At 39.6% G+C, this 20,787-nt stretch carries 19 protein-coding genes and 1 pseudogene; 7 read left to right on the top strand and 13 right to left on the bottom strand.

Going from position 1 to position 20,787, the window contains the following annotated elements; translation table 11 throughout:
* Positions 1-5 precede the first annotated feature (5 nt).
* On the top strand, positions 6-815 hold the full coding sequence (locus tag KK487_RS18095) for a class I SAM-dependent methyltransferase (RefSeq protein WP_016899604.1): 810 nt from the start codon (positions 6-8) through the stop codon (positions 813-815).
* Here KK487_RS18095 and KK487_RS18090 read toward each other — a convergent pair.
* On the bottom strand, positions 812-2,422 hold the full coding sequence (locus tag KK487_RS18090) for a GMC family oxidoreductase (protein WP_029609937.1): 1,611 nt from the start codon (positions 2,420-2,422) through the stop codon (positions 812-814). The two genes, KK487_RS18095 and KK487_RS18090, sit on opposite strands and share 4 nt — an antisense overlap.
* 89 nt (positions 2,423-2,511) lie before the next feature.
* Between KK487_RS18090 and KK487_RS18085 the strand changes: the two genes are divergently transcribed.
* The 3 genes from KK487_RS18085 (at position 2,512) to KK487_RS18075 (ending at position 5,614) form a co-directional block, all read left to right on the top strand.
* Complete coding sequence (locus tag KK487_RS18085) at positions 2,512-3,513, top strand: AraC family transcriptional regulator (protein ID WP_016899602.1); 1,002 nt, start codon at positions 2,512-2,514, stop codon at positions 3,511-3,513.
* 37 nt (positions 3,514-3,550) lie between these two features.
* Positions 3,551-4,552, top strand: a complete 1,002-nt coding sequence (locus KK487_RS18080) for a Gfo/Idh/MocA family protein (RefSeq protein WP_016899601.1) — start codon at positions 3,551-3,553, stop codon at positions 4,550-4,552.
* A gap of 192 nt (positions 4,553-4,744) precedes the next feature.
* A complete protein-coding gene (locus tag KK487_RS18075; RefSeq protein ID WP_016899600.1) occupies positions 4,745-5,614 on the top strand; it encodes an EamA family transporter in 870 nt (289 codons plus the stop codon).
* Positions 5,615-5,690: 76 nt separating this feature from the next.
* Here KK487_RS18075 and KK487_RS18070 read toward each other — a convergent pair whose 3' ends face one another.
* A complete protein-coding gene (locus tag KK487_RS18070) occupies positions 5,691-6,785 on the bottom strand; it encodes an NADH:flavin oxidoreductase/NADH oxidase (protein ID WP_215522188.1) in 1,095 nt (364 codons plus the stop codon).
* A 374-nt stretch (positions 6,786-7,159) separates the two neighbouring features.
* Between KK487_RS18070 and KK487_RS18065 the strand changes: the two genes are divergently transcribed.
* Both KK487_RS18065 and KK487_RS18060 read left to right on the top strand, forming a co-directional pair.
* The gene (locus tag KK487_RS18065; protein ID WP_215522187.1) at positions 7,160-9,574 is read left to right on the top strand and encodes a TonB-dependent receptor; all 2,415 of its coding nucleotides are present in this window, start codon (positions 7,160-7,162) and stop codon (positions 9,572-9,574) included.
* An 86-nt stretch (positions 9,575-9,660) separates the two neighbouring features.
* Positions 9,661-11,250, top strand: coding sequence for a tetratricopeptide repeat-containing sulfotransferase family protein (locus KK487_RS18060; protein WP_138687098.1), 1,590 nt, complete (start codon positions 9,661-9,663; stop codon positions 11,248-11,250).
* 385 nt (positions 11,251-11,635) lie between these two features.
* On the opposite strand, the gene KK487_RS18055 is transcribed toward KK487_RS18060, so the two are convergent.
* From KK487_RS18055 to KK487_RS18010, 10 genes are all read right to left on the bottom strand, one after another.
* Positions 11,636-12,007: an energy transducer TonB gene (locus KK487_RS18055; protein ID WP_252190562.1), complete on the bottom strand. Its 372-nt coding sequence runs from the start codon at positions 12,005-12,007 to the stop codon at positions 11,636-11,638.
* Between the two features lie 149 nt (positions 12,008-12,156).
* Positions 12,157-12,633, bottom strand: a complete 477-nt coding sequence (locus KK487_RS18050; protein ID WP_024601090.1) for a hypothetical protein — start codon at positions 12,631-12,633, stop codon at positions 12,157-12,159.
* Positions 12,634-12,690: 57 nt separating this feature from the next.
* A complete protein-coding gene (locus KK487_RS18045) occupies positions 12,691-13,095 on the bottom strand; it encodes a hypothetical protein (protein WP_138687100.1) in 405 nt (134 codons plus the stop codon).
* A gap of 38 nt (positions 13,096-13,133) precedes the next feature.
* The gene (locus KK487_RS18040; protein ID WP_138687101.1) at positions 13,134-13,478 is read right to left on the bottom strand and encodes a 5-carboxymethyl-2-hydroxymuconate Delta-isomerase; all 345 of its coding nucleotides are present in this window, start codon (positions 13,476-13,478) and stop codon (positions 13,134-13,136) included.
* 105 nt (positions 13,479-13,583) lie between these two features.
* On the bottom strand, positions 13,584-14,039 hold the full coding sequence (locus KK487_RS18035) for a M23 family metallopeptidase (RefSeq protein ID WP_249365188.1): 456 nt from the start codon (positions 14,037-14,039) through the stop codon (positions 13,584-13,586).
* A gap of 344 nt (positions 14,040-14,383) precedes the next feature.
* A complete protein-coding gene (locus tag KK487_RS18030) occupies positions 14,384-14,830 on the bottom strand; it encodes an energy transducer TonB (protein WP_024602733.1) in 447 nt (148 codons plus the stop codon).
* 108 nt (positions 14,831-14,938) lie between these two features.
* A complete protein-coding gene (locus tag KK487_RS18025) occupies positions 14,939-15,316 on the bottom strand; it encodes a hypothetical protein (protein WP_024602732.1) in 378 nt (125 codons plus the stop codon).
* Between the two features lie 205 nt (positions 15,317-15,521).
* Positions 15,522-15,809: a hypothetical protein gene (locus KK487_RS18020; RefSeq protein ID WP_024602731.1), complete on the bottom strand. Its 288-nt coding sequence runs from the start codon at positions 15,807-15,809 to the stop codon at positions 15,522-15,524.
* Between the two features lie 308 nt (positions 15,810-16,117).
* A complete protein-coding gene (locus KK487_RS18015; protein ID WP_215522186.1) occupies positions 16,118-16,972 on the bottom strand; it encodes a PA4780 family RIO1-like protein kinase in 855 nt (284 codons plus the stop codon).
* 582 nt (positions 16,973-17,554) lie between these two features.
* Positions 17,555-19,540, bottom strand: coding sequence for a ligand-gated channel protein (locus KK487_RS18010; RefSeq protein WP_016900612.1), 1,986 nt, complete (start codon positions 19,538-19,540; stop codon positions 17,555-17,557).
* A gap of 121 nt (positions 19,541-19,661) precedes the next feature.
* Here KK487_RS18010 and KK487_RS18005 point away from each other — a divergent pair, with 121 nt between their 5' ends.
* The gene (locus KK487_RS18005) at positions 19,662-20,546 is read left to right on the top strand and encodes a LysR family transcriptional regulator (protein ID WP_016900611.1); all 885 of its coding nucleotides are present in this window, start codon (positions 19,662-19,664) and stop codon (positions 20,544-20,546) included.
* Between the two features lie 33 nt (positions 20,547-20,579).
* Here the strand turns inward: KK487_RS18005 and KK487_RS18580 are convergent.
* Positions 20,580-20,666: pseudogene (locus KK487_RS18580) on the bottom strand (LysE family translocator); the annotation flags it as partial.
* Positions 20,667-20,787: the final 121 nt, after the last annotated feature.

The raw sequence follows: 20,787 nt of genomic DNA, 5'->3' as shown, positions 1-20,787 counted from the left end.
TTAATATGTATTTAAACCCAAATTGGAACATACTCACGGTAGGTGATGGCGACTTATCGTTTTCAAACGCGCTTTACAACCACATTAAACCGCAAAAGTTAGTTGCCTCAACCTATGATGCAGCTGCAACTCTTACAGAAAAATACCCCGATAACGCGCTTGCCTCACTTAAAGCACATAAAATTGATGTGCTTAATGAATTTGATGTCACCAACACACAATGTTGGCAACAACTAGCCGAGCACCTAAACAGCTTTGATGTGGTGATTTTTCAATTTCCACTTATTCCTGCGTTTATTGGTCGCGACGCATTTGAGAAAAATACACGTAATAACAGCATGAACGTGCTTAACCGTGCGTTACTGCATCAGTTTATAAAATATGCTCATCAGTTTGCCTTGAACCCACAAGGCCCTGGGTTATGCTATATAACCTCAAAAGATGTTAAACCGTATCGTGAGTGGAATATTGAGGGGAGTTTAAATACCCATTTAAAAGCGGCATACCGAGGACAAATGCCATTCGATATCAGTCGCTTTGATGGCTATAAAATTCGCAATGTCGACCGTGACAAACACGTCAAAGACACCAGCGGTATTACTTATGTATTTAGTGAAAATACACCACCCGAATTAAGTGGTATGTTAGCAACTCCTAACTATCTAACTGATAATTATTGCCCGCTTTGTCGTGTGGGGCCGTTTTTAGCGGATGAAGATAAAAACAAACATTTTTCCGCTAAAAAGCACCAGCAAATGCTCAAACTAGAGCAAGACTGGCAGCAATGGTTAACAGCGTTTTATAAGTCAAGTTAGTCACAAAGTGCAGCTTGCTTTATTAAGTCAGCTGCTTTTTCTGCAATTGCTATTACCCCAGCATTGGTATTTCCGGTAATAATACTGGGCATAATAGAGGCGTCTACCACCCGTAAATTTTGCACACCGTGAACACGTAATTCGCTATCAACCACAGCCATATCGTCTTGGCCCATTTTGCAGGTTCCTACGGGGTGATATTCTGTATCGGCTGTTTGCCTAATAAACTCAATAAGCTGCGCATCATCATTAATATCAAGCGGATACACCATATCTGCACGAATAGTATCAAACGCTTTGCTTTGCATTATGCTCAATGTTTTTTTAAGCCCAAGTAGCATAACCTGTAAATCATCGGGGTGGCTTAAATAATTAGGATCAATGAGTGGCGCACTTAAAGGGTTGGCATCCGCTAAACGAATAGTGCCGCGGCTTTTAGGGTGCATTATGCTGCTATGAATACTGTATCCATGGCCATAATGCAGTTTACGGCTGTGATCGTCCACCAACCCAATAACAAATTCAAGTTGCACATCGGGCACAATAGAATCTGTAAATAAGTTTATAAACGCATGTGATTCGGCAAAGTTACTGGTTAGCTTTCCTTCACGTTTGGCAAACCAATCAACGCATCCTTTTGCAATATTAAACGCACCGCTGGCACTTATTCCAAATGTGCCTTGCGAATATTTTGCTTTGTATAATGGCACAACGGTTAAGTGATCGTGCAAATTACTGCCTACACCTTCTAATGGGGTTACAAGCTCAATGTTATGCTGCTTTAAATGATCTGCAGACCCCACTCCCGATAACATTAAAAGTTGGGGGGAGTTAATCGCACCGGCACTTAAAATAACTTCTTTATGGGCATTTAGCACATAGCTTTTATTATTAACTGCAACTGTTACACCAGTTGCAGATTTCCCGCAAAAATTAATTTTATTTACCTGCGCATCAGTGAGCACGGTTAAGTTTTTACGAGCTAAATTAGGTGTTAAGTACGCTTTTGCCGCACTGCAACGCTCCCCTTTATGTTGAGTGACCTGCGATAACCGCGCACCTAGCTGTTGCTGCGCATTAATATCGTCATTAAGGGCCACGCCTTGCTCTTGGCATGCTTTTAAAAACAGCTGATTAACTGGGCTTGGTAAACTTAGCTCTTGCACATGTAAGGGGCCATTTACACCATGATATGGGCTGTTGGTAAAGGTTTTGTTGTTTTCAGCTTTGATAAAATAAGGCAGCAAACTGGTATAATCCCAGCCGGTATTTCCCATAGCGGCCCAGTTGTCGTAGTCTTTTTTATTCCCCCTAATGTACACCATGGCATTGATTGAACTTGAACCACCAAGCACTTTACCTCTGGGCATAAATCCACAGCGGTTATTAAGCTCTTTTTGTGGCACCGTATTGTAATGCCAGCTATTAATGCCATAAGGCACACTAGCTGCAACTCCCGCAGGCATTTGCACCAGAGCACTTTGGTCACGGCCGCCGGCTTCAATTAAACACACACTCACATTTTTATTTTCAGATAATCGCGAGGCAACAACACAGCCGGCACTGCCTGCGCCAATCACAATGTAATCAAATGAGGTGGTATGCATAAAATATCTCCCATTAAAAAAACTACTTTGCATGGATTATCTACTAAAAACTTGATATTTTTAGACACCTCTTCACTAATGCAATTGTTATGAGCAGCCTAATTAAAGCCACTTCTTTACAGGGAATTGATACATTAATTACCGAACTAGGTGGTGATACAGCAAGCATTATGCGCCATTGCGCCATTGAGGTATCGTTAAACTCCCTTGAAACCCAAAGCTTAACTTATCGCCATTATGCCGAACTTTTAGAATACTGCGCTCATAGCTTAAACTGCCCAAGTTTTGGTCTTAAACTCGCTAGCAAACAAAGTTTTGATATTTTAGGGCATATCGCTATCGCCGCTAAAAGTGGAACTGATTTAGGTGAAGCGCTTACATGGGTAATTAAATACCTGCACTTACATACACCCGCACTTAATTTAACCACGCATACACTTGAAGATGACCAAAATATATTTTTATCATTCGAAATAAAACTCAAGCCTTTACCTGTTATAAATCAAGTTATTGAATTAACAATTGCACTGGCGCTCGCTACCTTAAAAAAAGTGAGCCAAAATCAATGTAAACCCATTAAGGTATTTTTACCGCAAAAGATTGATGCAAATATACGGGCTTATCATCAACACTTTGGCTGTAACGTTATTGAACACAGAAATAGCGCCGGTATTTTAATCGCCAAAAACGATTTATTATTGCCACTTAATGTTTCTGATCAACACAAAGTACAAGCCGCATTAAACTTTTTAGCCGCTAATAATGCGCATACTCAGTCGTTACCTTCGCAAGTAAGTGCACTTATTCGACCCATGCTGCCCCTTTTTCAATGCTCAAACCAAACGATAGCAACGGCACTTAATCTGCATCCTCGCACCTTGCATCGTGAACTTAAAAAACATAACACCAGCTTTGTAAAACTAAAAGATGCCACTCGCCGCGCATTATGTGAACACTATTTAATGCAAAACCAATTTTCTATTTCACAAATATCCGAGCTGTTAGGTTATCAAGAACAAGCCACATTAAGTGCCAGTGTAAAACGCTGGTTTAACTGCTCTGCCCGCGCATTTAGAGCAAAATATTGTTAAACTGCAAAACTGTGTAAAATACATAAAAAGGCTAAACATGAATTTTGTGATTGTAGGTACCAATTTTATTAGCGACACCCTACTTGATGCGGCAAGTACTCTGAGTAATTTTAATTTATACGGTGTGTGTTCTCGGGCAGAAAGTAGCGCTGAGCGATTTTTAGCTAATCACCCCACTCATTCTCAAGCAAAAATATTTACCTCCATTGACGCTGTTTGCCAAGACGAGCTTGTAGAGGCAGTATATATTGCCGCACCAAATAGCCTGCATAAAGACTATGCTGTGCAATGTTTAGCTGCGGGCAAACACGTACTTGGCGAAAAACCCTCAGCAGCAAATAGTCATGAGCTTACTGCTATTTTAACGGCTGCTCAAAAACATCAACGTTTGTACATGGAAGCGATGATGACAACGCATTTACCTAACTTTGCTGTTTTAAAAAACGCATTAAAAAGAATCGGTACACCGCGTAAATTTATTGGCCAATTTAGCCAATATTCGTCACGTTACGATAAGCTCAAAAACGGCGAGCGCCCTAATACCTTTTTGCCTGAATTTGCAAATGGCGCATTAGTAGACTTGGGTATTTACCCACTTTATTTACTTATAGCACTGTGGGGCGCACCAAACAGTGTGCACGCCAGTGGCGTATTACTAGAAACCGGTGTTGATGGTGCCGGCGATGTACTTTTAAATTATGCAGATAAACAAGCGGTAATTAGTTATTCAAAAATATCGCAAGGCGAGAACATAACCGAAATACAAGGTGAGTTAGGCCGTATTCGTATTGAAGCTGTATCGCAACTTAAAAAAGTGGAATTCATCGCTAATAATGGCCAAAAAGAAACAATAAGTGCAGATTTTGATGAGCATTTTATGAAGTATGAAGTGGCGCACTTTATTGAGATGATTGAGCAAAATGCATTAGAGTCACATATTAACAACCACCAGCTTTCACGCGATGTGATGACGGTACTCGATACCGCCCGCGCACAATTGGGCGTTATATACCCTGCCGATAGTAAAGCTGAGCTATAAATTTTTACTCAATCAGTCAGCCCTCATTACCCGCCACCTCAATCTTAAAAAGAGTAACGCTTATTTTTCATTCAGCCCAGTGATAGTCTCTCATCACTGGGGACTCCATGTAAAACGTTAATTTACATTTACCTGCGTAGGTAAAAGCAGGTAATATGCGCCGCAATTAAATGGCAATATTTAAGGACGACCATGCAAAAATCAACCAAAGAGCTATTACTGGCTATTTTATGCATATTGCTTGCAATGATCACTATTCAGTCTGGGGCTTCACTGGCTAAGCAGCTTTTCCCTATTGTTGGCCCTGAGGGCACAACGGCCTTACGTTTAGGTTTTTCTGCCGCTATTCTTTGTTTAATTTTTAAACCTTGGAGACACTTTCCGGTTGCAAGCCAGCGTTTACCCATCTTAATTTATGGTTTGAGCCTAGGCGGCATGAACATTCTATTTTATTACGCCATTGAACGTATTCCACTGGGTATTGGTGTTGCGCTTGAATTTACCGGGCCACTTGCCGTTGCGTTATTTTCATCAAGACGAAAGCGTGATTTATTTTGGGTTGCTTGCGCAATTACCGGAATATTATTACTGTTACCCGATATGAAAGGCCAAGAAAGTTTAGATCCAATTGGCGTGATTTTAGCTCTAGCAGCGGGTGCGTGTTGGGCAGGTTATATTTTATTTGGTAAAAAAACCGGCAGCCAAAGCTCTGGTGGCGCAACGGTAGCGATGGGCATGACCATTTCAGCTATTGTGCTTGTACCTTATGGTGGCATATCACAAAGTGCCGCATTTACTTGGGATATTATTCCGTTAGGTATTGCCATTGCGGTACTTTCAAGTGCCCTACCTTACACTTTAGAAATGATCACATTGCGGAATATGTCGCCGCAAGGGTTTAGCATTATGATGAGCCTTGAACCCGCTATTGCAGCACTCGCTGGCTTAGTTATTTTAGGTGAACTACTTAGCATTTGGCAGTGGCTTGCTATTTTATTAGTTATTATTGCCTCGGTTGGCAGCTCAACGTCAAACAGTAAAAAGCAGCCAGTTCCTGCTTAATATTTAATTAAATATTAAACTACCGAGACACACAAAACCCACGCTATTTGCTAGGGTTTTGTAGTTAAGTCATTCACTATTTTATAGGGGATGGCTGGCCATGTGGGCTTGAGCGCAAATATTGCTTTGGTGCTTGTACTTGCGCGCCCAACTCGGCCGCAGCATGCCAAGGCCAATGTGGGTTATATAAAATACCCCGCGCTAAAGCGACACCATCAGCACGTTCATCACTAATAATACTTTCAGCTTGCTGTGCCTCGGTAATTAAACCCACTGCTATCACTGGCATATTCACAACCTGTTTAATGGCGGTTGCAAACGGCACCTGAAAATTCTTAGCAACAGGTATATTTTGCTCAGGGCTTAAACCCGCAGTGCTTACATGAATAAAGTCACACCCTAACGCGTCAAGCGCTTTTGCCAGTTCAATTGATTGCGGTAAATCCCAACCATCATCAACCCAATCGGTTGCTGAAATACGTACACCCACCGCTTTATTGCTTGGAAATGCCGTTCTTACAGCTTTAAATACGTCGAGTAATAATCGCATTCTATTTTCTAGGCTACCACCGTATTGATCATCACGTTTGTTTGCCAGCGGCGATAAAAACTGGTGTAGCAAATAACCGTGCGCGCCATGTATTTCAATTAAATCAAGGCCCAACTCGTCAGCGCGCTTTGCCGCATTAACAAAGTCACTTATGAGCGAATCTATATCATCTTGGTTCATCGCTTTGGGAGTGGGGCTGTTTTCATCATAGGCAATGGCTGATGGCGCAACCGTTTGCCAACCATTGAGGTGATCGGGTATAAGTGCCCCACCGCCATCCCATGGTTTATCGGTTGACGCTTTACGACCTGCATGGGCTAATTGAATACCAATAGGCATTGGGCTGTATTGTCTTACGGCCGTTAAACTTTTTGCTAATGCAGCTTGGGTTGTATCATCCCATAATCCTAAATCGGCGTAACTAATTCGCCCTTCGGGATTAACGGCCGTCGCTTCTAAAATAAGTAAACCCGCTCCACTTAAACTCAATTGCCCTAAATGAATGGTATGCCAGTCACTTGCAGCGCCATTGTTGGCCGAGTACTGGCACATGGGTGCAATAATAATTCGATTATCTAGGCTTAACTTACCAAGTGACAATGGTGAAAACAGCTTTGACATTATAAATCCTCATATAACTAACTCACAGCCACAACTAAATTGTGCTGTTGGTGTTATCAATAATTAAACGTGTATTTATAAAGGTTATGGGGGGGAATATTCATTTTTATAGTGTTTATAAAAATATAAGTAATGACGTTTTAAACTATTCATTATCCAGTTTTTATCTATATTAGGCACAGTTATTATTTTGGTTGATTTTAAAGCAATGCCTTTGTTTATTTAATATACAGCGTGAAACACTCAAACCCACTTTTATATTTTTATTCTAAAAAAGTGAATTAAAATTCATGTTTTTATTTCCATCAACAAAACTCCCTGATATTATTAGCGCTCATTTATTAACGTACTAAATCTAACTGGGATCAATTTTTATGTTTAAACCAAGCCTGTTAACCTTGGCTGTATCAAGCGCACTGAGCGGTGTATTATTTAGCAGTAATGCAGTGGCACAAGAGCAAGTTATTGAAAAGAACAAATCGCTTGAAGTTATTGAGGTTACAGCAACGCGCCGAAGTGGCTCAATTCAAGCTGCGCCTCTTAACATTACCGCGCTCGATGCTGATGTAATGAAAGATCAAAACATCAGTGAGTTGGCCGATGTAGCACGTTGGGTACCGGGCTTAACAATTACAGATCAAGGTGGCCGTGCCGGTTCACCTATTATAGTCCGTGGTTTAAATACTAATTCATCAGGGCCTTCATCAGATGGTGGCACTGTTGCCACTTATATTAATGAAATTCCTGTCTCAGTTGATATGCGTTTAGTTGATGTAGAGCGTGTGGAAGTGCTTATTGGGCCGCAAGGCACATTATATGGGGCAGGCACACTTGGTGGCGCTATTCGTTACATGCTTAAAGAGCCAGAGCTTGATTTCACCTCAGGTGAAGTATTTGGTGATGTTTTTCAAACTCAAGAAAGTGATTCAATCGGTGGTGAAGCGGGCTTTATCTTCAATTTACCATTAATTGAAGACAAACTTGCTGTTCGTACCAGCTTAAATATTTATGAAGACCCAGGGTTTATTGACTACGGCTATACCGTTCGTGAACCAGGTGTGTCGATAACCGACCCTGATTGGACAAACCTTGATGCAGTCAACAGCAATCTTAAAAATGTAAAAGACGCCAACGGTGAAACAACCACAACTGGCCGTATTTCATTGCGTTACAAAGCAAATGAGTCATTCGAAGGTACATTAAACTACTTCTATCAAAAGCAAGATACTGAGGGTCGTTCCATTGTTCATCACAACAGCCTTAATGCTAACAATGGCTTAAGTGATCGCATTGGCAAATACGAGTCAGCGTACCGTTATGAAGAGCCACGGATAAAAGAAGACCAATTATTGAGCCTTGAACTTAAAGCCGACTTAGGTTTTGCTGAGCTAGTATCAGCTACCGGTATTTCACACTTTGACGCCGATGGGCAACGCGACCAAACTGATCTTTTAATTCGCTTAGACTATGGCTACGAAGAGTTTCCTTCGTTTTCAGCCTTTACTCGTGAAATTGACGAAAAAGACACGTTTACCCAAGAACTGCGTTTAGTCTCACAAAGCGATAGCGATTTAAGCTGGATTGTTGGTGGTTTTTACAACAAAACTGACACCGATGCATCAAGCAGAGAGTACACACCAGGGTTTGATCAGTTCGCGGTTGATAATTTTGGTGGCGCACAACTTAGACCAGACTCTTTAGAATATTTAGAAATTACTGGCAGCAAAGTCACTGAGTCTGCACTTTTTGGTGAAGTGGGTTACCAGGTAACCGATAAACTCGACATTACCATTGGCGCGCGTTTTTACGAATACGATGTTGAGTCAAAAGCGGCTTTTGACTTCCCATTAGCAAATACCTTGTATGAAGGTGCTGCACCTGATGCAATTTCAGTTAACTTTGAAGAGAACGAAGCCGGTGACAACGGTAATCTGTTCAAATTTAATGCTAAATACCAATTTACAGATTCAGTAATGGCGTATGCAACTATTAGCGAAGGATTTAGAATTGGTGGCTCAAATGGCTTAGTGCCTTGCCCAACACCTCTACCTGAGGATCAACAAACAGGCTGTGGTACACCTGATGAAATGTTGTATGAGGCAGATACAACCACCAACTATGAGCTAGGTTTTAAAAGTACCTGGTTTAGAAGCCAACTACACTTTAACGCTGCCCTATTCAATGTAGATTGGGATAACGCACAAATTGCCGGTGCAACAACAGTAGGTCAATTACCGTATTTATCAAATGCTGGTAGCGCAAATGCGAAAGGGATTGAGATTGCCACGCGTGCAATCTTATCAGACTCATTTACTGCCTATGCAACTTATGCCTATACAAAAGCAGAGCTAACCTCAGACGCTCCGTATTTATTTAATGCCGATGGCACTGATGGCGCAAAAGATGGCGACCGTTTACCGGGCTCACCTGAGCATCAGTTCTCTATGGGGATTAACTACCAAACAGAAGTGTTTAACGACAAAACCTTAGATATTAACTACGGTTTAACTGCACAAAGTGATGTAATTTCAAAAGTAGGCCTACGTGATAATGGTGAAGCACTCCCAGGTTATAGCTTAAGTAATATTTCAGCTAAATTAACCGCCGATGCATGGTCGACTACTTTATATGTAGATAACCTATTTAATAAATATGCGGTTACCTCTGTTCGTCGTTCAGATGCGGATATTACAACAGCCAATGGCGCAGACATACAACGTAACTATGGTTACTATATTAATCGCCCGCTTACTGTTGGCATTAAATTTAACTATAAGTTTGAAATATAATTAAACGATAAGTTTAAGTACAATAAAAAGGCTCAAATTAATTTTGAGCCTTTTTATTTGTAAGTACATTATTTATAAGAGTATTCATGCAGCCAAACTTAAAGCAACTACACCAAAGCGCTATAAACAACTTAAACCAAGGCAACATTCAGCAAGCGCATAAAGCACTGGTTGAGCTAGTGACACAGCAGCCTGACTTTGCTGATGGCTACTTTTTACTCGCCATGGTTAATTTACAGGTTGGCCAAATTTATAAAGCAATAAAGCTAATTGAAAAAGCATTAAGCTTTACTAAGTCTATTGAATATACAGCGCAACTTGCCAAGTGTTACGCCCTTACTGGCGATTTACAAAAAGCGAAAAGCACCGCACTCAGCGTTAAGCTTGAACATATTAGTAAAGCACTTGATGCCGATACATTAGGCGTCGCACTCAACCAAGCGGGTTTACATCAGCATGCTGCTGACTATTTTAAATGCGCGTTAAGTTTGGCTGAAGCGAGTAATACTGGTCAGCCGCAGTTTTATTATAACTATGGGGTATGTGCTAAATTTTTAGGCCAGTTTGAAAAGGCGCAGCACGCGTTTGAAAATGCCATTGCACTGAATCCGCTTCATCATCAAAGTCATTTTGCTTTAGCTGATTTAACTAAAGTCACTGAGCAAAACAACCACATAGCGCGATTAAAAAACGTATTTGAACAGGTCAATCATCCTGACGCTAAACTGCATATAGGTCATGCGCTCGCAAAAGAATATCAAGACTTAGGAGAGTTTTCAGCAGCCTTTGCCGCGTTACAACAAGGTAAAGCAGCAAAACTCGCTAATAAGGCGTTTGATAATCAAGCGTCTGAGGCTTTATTTGCACATATAAAACAGCTCAGTGATAAATACAAAAACCAACAAACAGCTGGCAACCAAAGCAGTGAGCCAATTTTTGTATTAGGCATGCCGCGCTCTGGCACCACATTAGTTGAACGCATTTTATCAAGCCACAGCGACGTACAATCGGCGGGCGAGCTGCAAGACTTTGGCCTAAGTGTAAAAAAACTTAGCCAAACGCACACGCCTCAAGTACTCGATATAGACACCTTAAACCAAGTTTACCAGCTTGATTTTGCAAAACTTGGCAGTACTTACCTTGAAGCAACGCGCGTTGTAACCGGCAGCCATAAACACTTTATTGATAAACTACCGTTTAACTTTTTTTATATTGATTTAATTACCAAAGCCCTGCCAAACGCCAAAATAATTTGCCTACTTCGCGACCCCATGGACACCTGCATTGGTAACTATCGTCAGCTATTTACTATTAACAACCCGTATTATGCTTACTCGTTAGACTTACTCGACACCGCTAAATTTTACAGCCGCTTTTATAAACTGATACAGCACTTCAGCGCCCTGCACAGCAATATTAAACTAGTAAAATACGAAGAACTCATCGCCGCACCAGAGCAAAAAATAAAAGAATTAGTGAGCTATTGCGACTTAGACTGGCAACCACAGTGCCTTGATTTTCATTTAAACACCGCACCTGTATCAACCGCTAGCAAAATGCAAGTGCGCCAACCGCTTAACAACAAAGCCATAGGCCGCTGGAAAAAGTTTAAACCCTATACCAATGAAGCGCAGACCCATTTAGTTAATGAAGGAGTGATAGGTTTAATGAAATAACAACAAATGTTACGTGGGCGGGTAGTTCATTGTGATTAATTTTAGAGTTACCGGATGGATATAAGTTTTTAAGCTGAATGTATTTGGGGGTTTTTCTCTGTTAACTTACCCTCTTCCACTTAAGGAAAAACCCAACGCTACCATAAAAAACTAATAAAAAGTAATGCACCAATTACTACAGCAGCTATAAATAAGTATTTACCAAGCTTAGCATTGTGTTTAAGAGATTCTTGATGTTTAGCCTTAAGCATAAGTAATTGTGCTTCGTTTAAATCGGAACAATGCGTACATTTATCCAAAAACTCAGAATAATACAGTTCACACCTATCACATCGTTTTTGTTTAGGTTGCTTAGATCTCCATGATATGCTCATACCTAGAGACATTATAACTTCCACTCAAGAGTGTTAGTGTACTCAACCTTAACCAGCCTACCACTTAATAACGCAGGCTTAAATCTCCATAGCTTTAAAGCCCGTAAACCTTCCTTTTCAAATACACCTTTTGGGGCAGATTCAATTACTTCAACTCTTTCTAACGCTCCAACTTCATTAATTATTGCTTTGAATTTTAAGTAGCCCTCTACGCTATTTTTAGCCGCATCTTCAGGATATTTTGGTTCAATCTTCACAACCCATTTAGCAGGTGAATCTGTTTGCGCATTGATATACACAATACTTGAATTTGCCGCTTTATCAGTACTATTACAACCAACCAGTAAAAGGACTAAAAATATAGTTATGTACTTCAAAGACACTCCTAAAAATATAGCTCAGTTAAATGTACAACTAGTTGTTAAGTTTACTAAGGTGTACAGCAGCGCTAAACGAACTTACTAAAATACTCCCAACAAAAAACGCTTTTCTATGAACGTATAAACCTAGACAAAACATTTCAAAATTTATCTTAAACCTCTTTTTTAGTGTCATTTTCATCACGAACTCTGATCAAGCGGGTTGATATAATAATTAACACACCGCAAACTATCCCCAAACCAATGGACTTACTTAATCCCAGTGATCCTAAAACAGGTTTTATCATAAAATAATTAAAAATAACCATAGGTAAAAGCGCAACGAAAAACACTTTTACATTAAAGGTTACTGCAAATGGTTTTTTGCATTGTGGGCACTCTCTTATCTTGCTCCAACTTTGTAGCGCTTTAGAAAAAAATCCAATTTTTTCTTCACAATGAGGACATTTATAAAATTGTTCATTCGCCTCAAAACCATCCTCTACTTCATGACTCGTTATTGGATTTTCAAGGCGATTATTTAACTCTTTCTTTAGTTCATTTGTTCTTTCAGGATACGCTTCTTGATCGATAGCACGTAATGACTCTTCTAGCTCTGAAATTGAATATTCTGAGTAATTTGGTTCCATACCTGTGTTCTCCTTGTTTAATAAAGCCCACTGAGAAATAGTTTCGTTAAAGTATCCTCAAGAGGCGCTAGTCGACTGTTTTTTTTTATATAAATAAAATAAATGAAAGGTCGCTATAAAGGGTGCAATAATAATATATATAAAAATAAATTCTTGCGGTTTCATCGTACTAAATTCAGTCGTAGTTAAAACGACAGGACAAAAACTACAACCTAATAACAATCCAACTATCACAATAATAGGATGCTTTAATACCGTTAATTTTTTCATCGTTTTTATTAATGAATGTAGTGACCATAAACCATATGCACCACCCAGCAAAAAATAGCCCAATAAAGGATTTAATGTAACTGAAAATACAACCCAACCAAATATACTATAAATCAAATAAAGCAATAACGTAGGTATAAAAACAAAAGCAGTATAAAGAGATATTATTTTTTGTAATTGAGAATTACTCATACGTTTTATAAACATCCAAAACTATGTTTAATTGCTGGCTAAAGCATCGTACGATTGCAATATGTCGCTTTTTCAAAATCACTAATATTCATTGCAATGTTAGGAATTTCAGGAAATAAAGTAACAAGCTTACTAACAATTACTCGTGAGAGGTTCGCTTTTTGCTCTGCTGTTCTTCCTTGCATTATATGGGCAAACACATGGATAAAGTCTTCACGCTTATTCCCCACAGAGAAAGTATTAAATGGATTTACTCTAACTTTTATATCACCTTCATCGAATAAACCTGTAGCGTGAGCTACAAAATGAATTTGTTCAATAATGTATTCCTCGCTATGTGACCCAAAAACACTTTCAGAACAGTCCATTATAAAATGAGGCATATACTCTCCTTGATATTAATCGCTAATATGAATAGTTTGACCGCATCTTACTTGTAAATAAGGTTCCTATTGGTATTTATCTTAAATACATTTTTTCAATACAGCTTATATAAACATTTCGTGAGGATTTAAAAAAAACATTCTTTTCCAACCCTGAGTCTGTGTTGTAGCTAACCAAGGAATTGGAATTATTGATAAGATTGAATAATGAATATGCGGTTGTTTTCCCTGGGCATTACCTGAATCTCCCAAAACACCAATAACTGAGCCAGCCTTAACAACAGTACCCGTTGTAACAGAGTAACTGTCCATATGCGCGTAATAGTGAATACGCCATTTAGGCACTAATACTGCCACTACATTCCCGCCTTTACGTATTGTGCCCGTATAAATGACTAAGCCTTTGCTAGAAGAAAGTGTGGTAGTCCCTTTTTTACCAAATATATCAATCCCTTTATGGACCACAGAGCTTCCCCATGGCTCATACCAAAAAGTATTATGGTTCCAATCATTGGGTGTTGCACCCTCAACAGGAATAACAATGTCATCTGGTATGATCATACCTATAAGGAAAACTGCGGTAAGTAGAACGAGTATAAATCTTAATTTTTTCAATGAGCTATCCTTGGCACATATTAACCGAAGTACTACCAGCTTGGGTGTCAGCGTGGGAACTATTCATACAATGGGCTTTACTTTATAAAGGGAAGATTTTAATGCCCTAACCAGGCCCAAGTTAATGAAATCCGCTGCCCTAAGCCATCCCTGCATTACTCAGCATATTAGTTAAGCTGATATTAAACCGAATTAAGCGCGTTAAATCAACACACTAATTTCGACTTACATTATCGATTGTCTGCAAAGTGCCATGAGCGGACTGTCGTAACCTTAGACTCTTGTAAGAGTTAAATTTCCCGTTTTGGGCAGTTTTGTAGATATTCCGGATCACTAGGATTCCTGCTAGTTGAAAAATCCATACGGATAGAAGTTAAAACAGGCGAATTGTCTATATTTTTCTCTGTAGCTTGCCACTTCCATTTAACCATAGCCGCTACTGCGTTTTTATCGAATACGCCTTTAGGGTACGATGAACGAACCTTATACTCTTGAGCTTTTCCATTTTGATCAATACCAACTATTAGATCAACGCAACCAGATATATTATTTTTAGCAGCTGAAATTGGATATCTAGGCTCGATTCTTTTTGCAACAGTCCAATACTCATCAACTAATTTAATTTGATTTTTACCTGATATATCGAGGTAATTTATTTTTGGTTCCTCAACTTTAGTTGTTGTAGCACAAGAAACCACAAAAAGTGTAAGTGGTAATAATAGGTATGATTTATTCAAAGCTTTCTCCTTTTAGCTCTAACGCCCAAATAACAGGCAATAAATAGTTGGTTAAAATAAGCGACGAAGGAGCAAAACCAACTGTTTTTGTCCTTGTTTAATTGTTTGTTAGGTAACATTTACCACGTTAGCCTTACTTTTTGACTGCCATAACCAAATAGAAGAACCAATACAGAAACCTAGAAACAATGTTTGAAGTTGTAAAGCAGAACTATCCGAAAGAACGTTTAATGAATAAAAAGCAACAGAATTAATTGCTACGTCGCTAAGCATTATAACCAGTGTTAACACCAAACCAGCGTTACGCCATTTAACTAACAAGTAAACAGCCACAATATCTATAACAGCCAACGCTGTCCAATAAATATTAACCCATTCAGGAGCAAATTTATAAGGCAAAAATCCATAATATAAATTATCGAATATGTGAGTTGCACCACCTATAAATAGGCAGAAACACAAAACGAAAATTACTACTCTATCCATGAGTCTATACACCTGATTTGTTACCTAACGCCGTAAATAAACGGCAAAAAATAGTTGGCTAAAATTTGTGAGATACGAGCAAAGCCAACTGTTTTTGTCCGACTTGAAAACCCTTGTTAGGTGTTTTGTGGGTACATATGGAATGACCAATATTGCATAGCTTCAAACTCTTGCTCTTTCCATTTTTGTCCGCAACAATCACATATTAATATACTAACGCTTTTTTGATGCTCATCTCTATAAGATTCACTCTCGCTAAAATGACAGCCATTTTTTCCATTTGGTCTTTGGTAGTTCCCTTAGGCCTGTTAGATAACTCTATGAAAAGACAGTTACAATGTAAATCATTTATTGCTACTTGTAATAAATTAGCTTTCCAAAACTCTTCCCAAGTTAGTTTATCTTTTTTAAATTCATCTAAAAGAATAATGTCTCGATTTGAAATCTTACACAAATCTTTTAACCATCTTTTTTGAGGACCATTAAAATCCATTCTGCAACCTCAAAAAAACACTTAACAGCTTGTTGAACATCATTTTGGTGGTTTAGAACACACCAAAACGACATATATTCATACCCTGATAATTTCATCAATAATTACATTTGTAAACAGCTAAAATTTTAAGCTTGTTATCTTGCACTAAAACGGCAGTTAATAATGTTATAGGACAAAATTAGAGTCTTACTCATCAAACCAGAACTAAGTATAACTTTATAAGCGTCTGGTTCTCGCTCTTACTTACCTTCTAGGTTTTGATCTAATAGTTAAAACTATATAAAACTCAGCACGTAAATTAATGGTTATTGCTCATCAGCGTCGCGAATGCGTTCTTTACGTTCTTGCTCTTCATCAAAGGCGGCTTGAATTTCGTCAAGTACTGAATCTACATCTGCAGCTTCGCTGTCATCTTCAAATTCGCCACTGAGTTGTGAGTGCGGGGTTAAGTTAGCATCTGCAAACAATGCCCACATTTCTTTGGCGTATTGCGTGTGTAATAACGCAGGTGCAAATTGGCCATAATAGCGGCGCATGTTATTTACATCACGGGCAAACATCGCCTCGGCGCTATTATTAGCAGAGGCGTTAACTGCTTGGGGTAAATCAATAATTACTGGGCCGTTGCTATCAACAAGTACATTAAACTCCGATAAATCACCATGAATAATCCCAGCGCACAGCATTAATTTGATGTAATGCATCATTAATGTATGTTGCTCAATGGCTTGTTGTTCGGTTAAATCAACTGCACCAAGCTGAGGTGCAACATCCCCTTCATCATCACTTACAAGTTCCATTAACAAAACACCGTCAATGCAGCCGTAAGTTTGCGGTACGCGAACACCCGCTGAAGATAAACGTGACAGCGCGTCAACCTCGGCATTTTGCCAAATTTCTTCTTCTAATTGGCGGCCGTAGCTTGAACGTTTACCCATAGCACGGGCTTGGCGGCCACCACGTACTTTACGGCCTTCTTGGTACTGTGCTGCTTTTTTAAAACTGCGCTTACTGGCCTCTTTGTATACTTTAGCGCAGCGAATGTCATCGCCACAGGCCACCACAAATACATCGGCCTCTTTACCGCTCATTAACCGGCTGATCACTTCATCAATAAAACCATCATCAACTAATGGCTGTAAGCGCTTAGGTATTTTCAAACGACACCTACTAAAAATACAGGGTTGGCTTTTTGTTTTGCTATGTGGTTCAAACGAGGCATACCTTTGGGGATTGAAGAAAGTTATAAATTATTAGTAAACTTTAAAGTTACATTTAATGACTAAATTACTCAGCTAGAATAAGCGACTACAGCGAAAAAGCCAACCGCCTTTTTTGCTTTTTAAACATTATTGAACAAGAGCCTAGGGTCTGTTGACTTTTCAAGGTTAAATTTGCAGCAGTCTGTTTGGTATTTAGGTAAGGCAGAGCCTATGTGGTGTGGTTATTCCCAATAAATAGGTGATAACGCAGCATCAATGCCAAACAGGCACTGCCCTTTGGGTTCTGCCTAGGGGCAATTTACTCTTTGTTGCCTACATGGATGTAGGTAAGGGGCATGAGCAGGACGCGGAAGCTTTGCTCGGTTTTTACTTAGCCCACTAGGTTACAAACCGAGCGCCGCGATTAAACCGCCCCTAGTTTGAACAAATTTTAATCCGCAAAGGTCAACAGACCCTGGATAAAACCAAAAAACGAGCACGGTTTAGCGTACTCGTTTACTTTATATTATTAAAAAGTGTTTAGAACTGCCACACTAAAGACGCCCAATAGCGACGGCCATCTTCAACATAGCCATACTCTTGCTCTGTGATCTCTTTATCAAGCAAGTTGTAAATTCCAGCACCAAGTTTAACGCTGTCACTTAGCTGATAATTAGCGCCTAAATTGGCAATGGTATAATCAGGAGCAATTAAACTACTTTGTGAAGGCCCTGTGGTAGGCTGGCTTTCTTCTCCACGATATTGCACACGTAACCATCCGCCTAACTTATCTGTTGGACGCCAATTTAAAGACGTTTGTAAACTATGTTTTGGTAGCTGATTAAGTGGGCTCCCTTTATATTGACCGGTTTTTTGCTCTGAATCGGTGTAGGTATAACTAGCACTCAAATCAATTTCAGTTGAAATATCGTAATCTACTGATAGCTCAATACCTTGGGTTATGGCTTCATCCACATTAATGTACGTAGTTGGCATAGAGCCGAACTGATTTGGGCCATCTGTGCACTGCGTTAATGGGCAAGCTATACGGGTTATTTTGTCATCAAATTCATTATAAAAAACGGTTGTCGATATGCTTAAATCGCGTCCAGAATCATAGTAAACACCCATTTCATAGTTAACTGATTGCTCAGGTTTTAAGTCAGGGTTACCATAAATATTACCGCCACGACTCACTTGTCCCCATTGGGCGGTAGATTGGCGAATATTTGGCGCACGGAAACCGGTTGATATGCCGCCTTTAATGGTGATCGCTTTAGATGCGCTATAAACACCATACAAACGTGGGCTCCAATGACCTGCAAAGTTGCCATCATGATCGTAACGTAGGCCTGCGGTGAGCTTAAAGTCATCCGTTGCTGCCCATTCGTTTTCACCAAAAACAGACCATTGCTCGTTTTCTACATGGGTTAAGTCGCTGATTTTATTACTTGTATAATCATCCAATGACTCTTTTAAATAGGTCGCACCAAACGTAGAGTTATGATTGCTATATAGCGGTAAACTCCATGTCGTTTGAATGTCGGTATTTTCGACAAACATTTCACGTGAGTTATTATCAAACTTATCGTATTTAATGTAACTACGCGACGAGCCAAAGTCATAAAAACCATTGTGTGACATAGAGTATGTTTGTTGCTCATACTCAGTAGTTGCTGATTCAGGGCAGCCACGTCGACCACAACTTTCTCCTGGAGCAAGCTCGGCAACTGTTTTGCCGAGGGTTTCATCTAATGTTTGTTTTGCCGAGCCAAGTTCAAACATTAATTCGTGACTATCATTAGGTGTTAATGTGAACTTAGCTTTTACATTACTTTGTTCTTTGCCTCGAAATCCTGCAGTAAAATCATCTTCATTTCGCTTTGAAAACTGCCCATACAATTGCACGCCCAATAGATCTGGAATAATGCCACCAGAAGTGAAAAAGCTGGCTTGGTTTATATCACCTGACTGACTTTGCTCTTGAATGGTGCTGTCTAAACGCAGTTCTCCATACCACTGCTCTGGCGCTTTACGGGTAATAATGTTGATCACACCACCAATTGCATCAGAGCCATACAGCGACGACATAGGGCCTCGTATTACTTCAATACGTTCAATTGCTGAAATTGGCGGCGTCCAAGCACCTTCTACGCCGGGGCCATCACTATTTGGTCGTGTTTCTCTTGAACTTTGGCGTTGTCCATCGATAAGAATGAGCGTGTATTGGCTTGCCATACCACGCAAGCTAATATCTTTTCTGTCACCTCCGCCGGTCACTATTACACCCGGAATATCAGCCATTGCGTCGGTTAAGTCACGATAAAAGCGTTTTTCTAGCTGCGCTCTGTCAATAACACTAATACTTGCGGGTGCCTCTTTGAGCATTTGTTCGTAACCAGAAGCAGTGACAACCATTACTTCCATATCTTGTTTTTTTTCATCAGCAAAAGCAGGGTTAGCAATTGCAAAAGTACTTAAAATAAATGCAGTTACCGGCCTTAACTTACAACTTACCGTGTTCATGATATTTCTCCGTGACATTTAGCATGTAAATGATAATAATTAGCGTTTGCGATAATAGTGAGAAGTTCCCTTTCTCACAACGCTATTTTTATTAAAGCTAATTTAAGTAAGGCTTAACGGTATGAGTGATAAGTTAACTAAAACCCTGAATATATTTGTTCGCACTGTGCAAACGGGAAGTATGAGTAGAGCTGCCGCAGACCTTTTAATGACAACCTCTGCAATTAGCCAACAAATAAAACAAATAGAGCAAGATGTAGGTTTGAGTTTATTTAATCGCAGCCCTCGAGAATTAACGCTTACCGAGGCGGGTGAACTTTATTATCAAAGTTGTTTACAAATGCTTGCCGTTGCAACAGCTACATCAGAACAATTACAGCATTTACAAAATTGCCCGAGTGGGCAATTAAAACTAGCAGCCCCTGTTGGTTTTGGAGGTGGCTTACTAAGTGAGCCTGTAAAGCATTTAATTAGCCAATTTAGTGATATAGATGTGCACTTAACGCTTTCTGACGAGCCCATTGATATGATCAGAACAGGTATAGATTTAGTGCTGGCGATTGGCCCTCTCGAAGACTCAAACTTAATTGCACGCCAGCTCGCTAGTTGGCCATTAATACTGTGTGTTCATAAAAATCATGCACTAGCACAGCAGCCAAAAATCACACTGGATGACCTAAAAGCGCATAACCGTATTGCGCATATAGCTGTTGATCCGGCGCTTACGCACCTTACTCGCGGCGTAAGTACAACGCTACCAAAAGCGCGTATTACCATTAATAATATGCAAACTGTGATTCAATTTGTTCTCGATGAGTTAGGCTATGCTATTTTGCCTGAGCCTGAAGTACGCAATTTCTTAGCTACAGGAGAACTTTTAGAAATATGTTCAGATTGGCAGCTTCCCCATTATGATGTATTTGCTCTAACGCCTGCACGCGACACGTTAGCAGCAAAAACAAAAGCTGCAATTAAAGCACTTAACGCATCATTTTCAGCTATTTAAATAACCTAAATTCAGGTTAAGGCTTGTTTATAGTTAACTAATTGCAAGCCAAACTCCTACTAGCACCATTAAACTCCCCGCAATTCGGTTCATCCACTTAATATTGTTGCCTTTGGTTAGAATTTATACTTGCAGTTTTTCTGTTATGTAAACGCAAAACAAGCATATAGCTAAGCGCTCATTCAGTAAGACTGCATTATTATTAATACTTTACAGAACATTAATAAACACAGGATTATTA

This window comes from Pseudoalteromonas sp. SiA1 (genome assembly GCF_018732205.1).
Taxonomy (GTDB): domain Bacteria; phylum Pseudomonadota; class Gammaproteobacteria; order Enterobacterales; family Alteromonadaceae; genus Pseudoalteromonas; species Pseudoalteromonas tetraodonis.
This window is presented reverse-complemented; position numbering and strand designations above follow the sequence as displayed.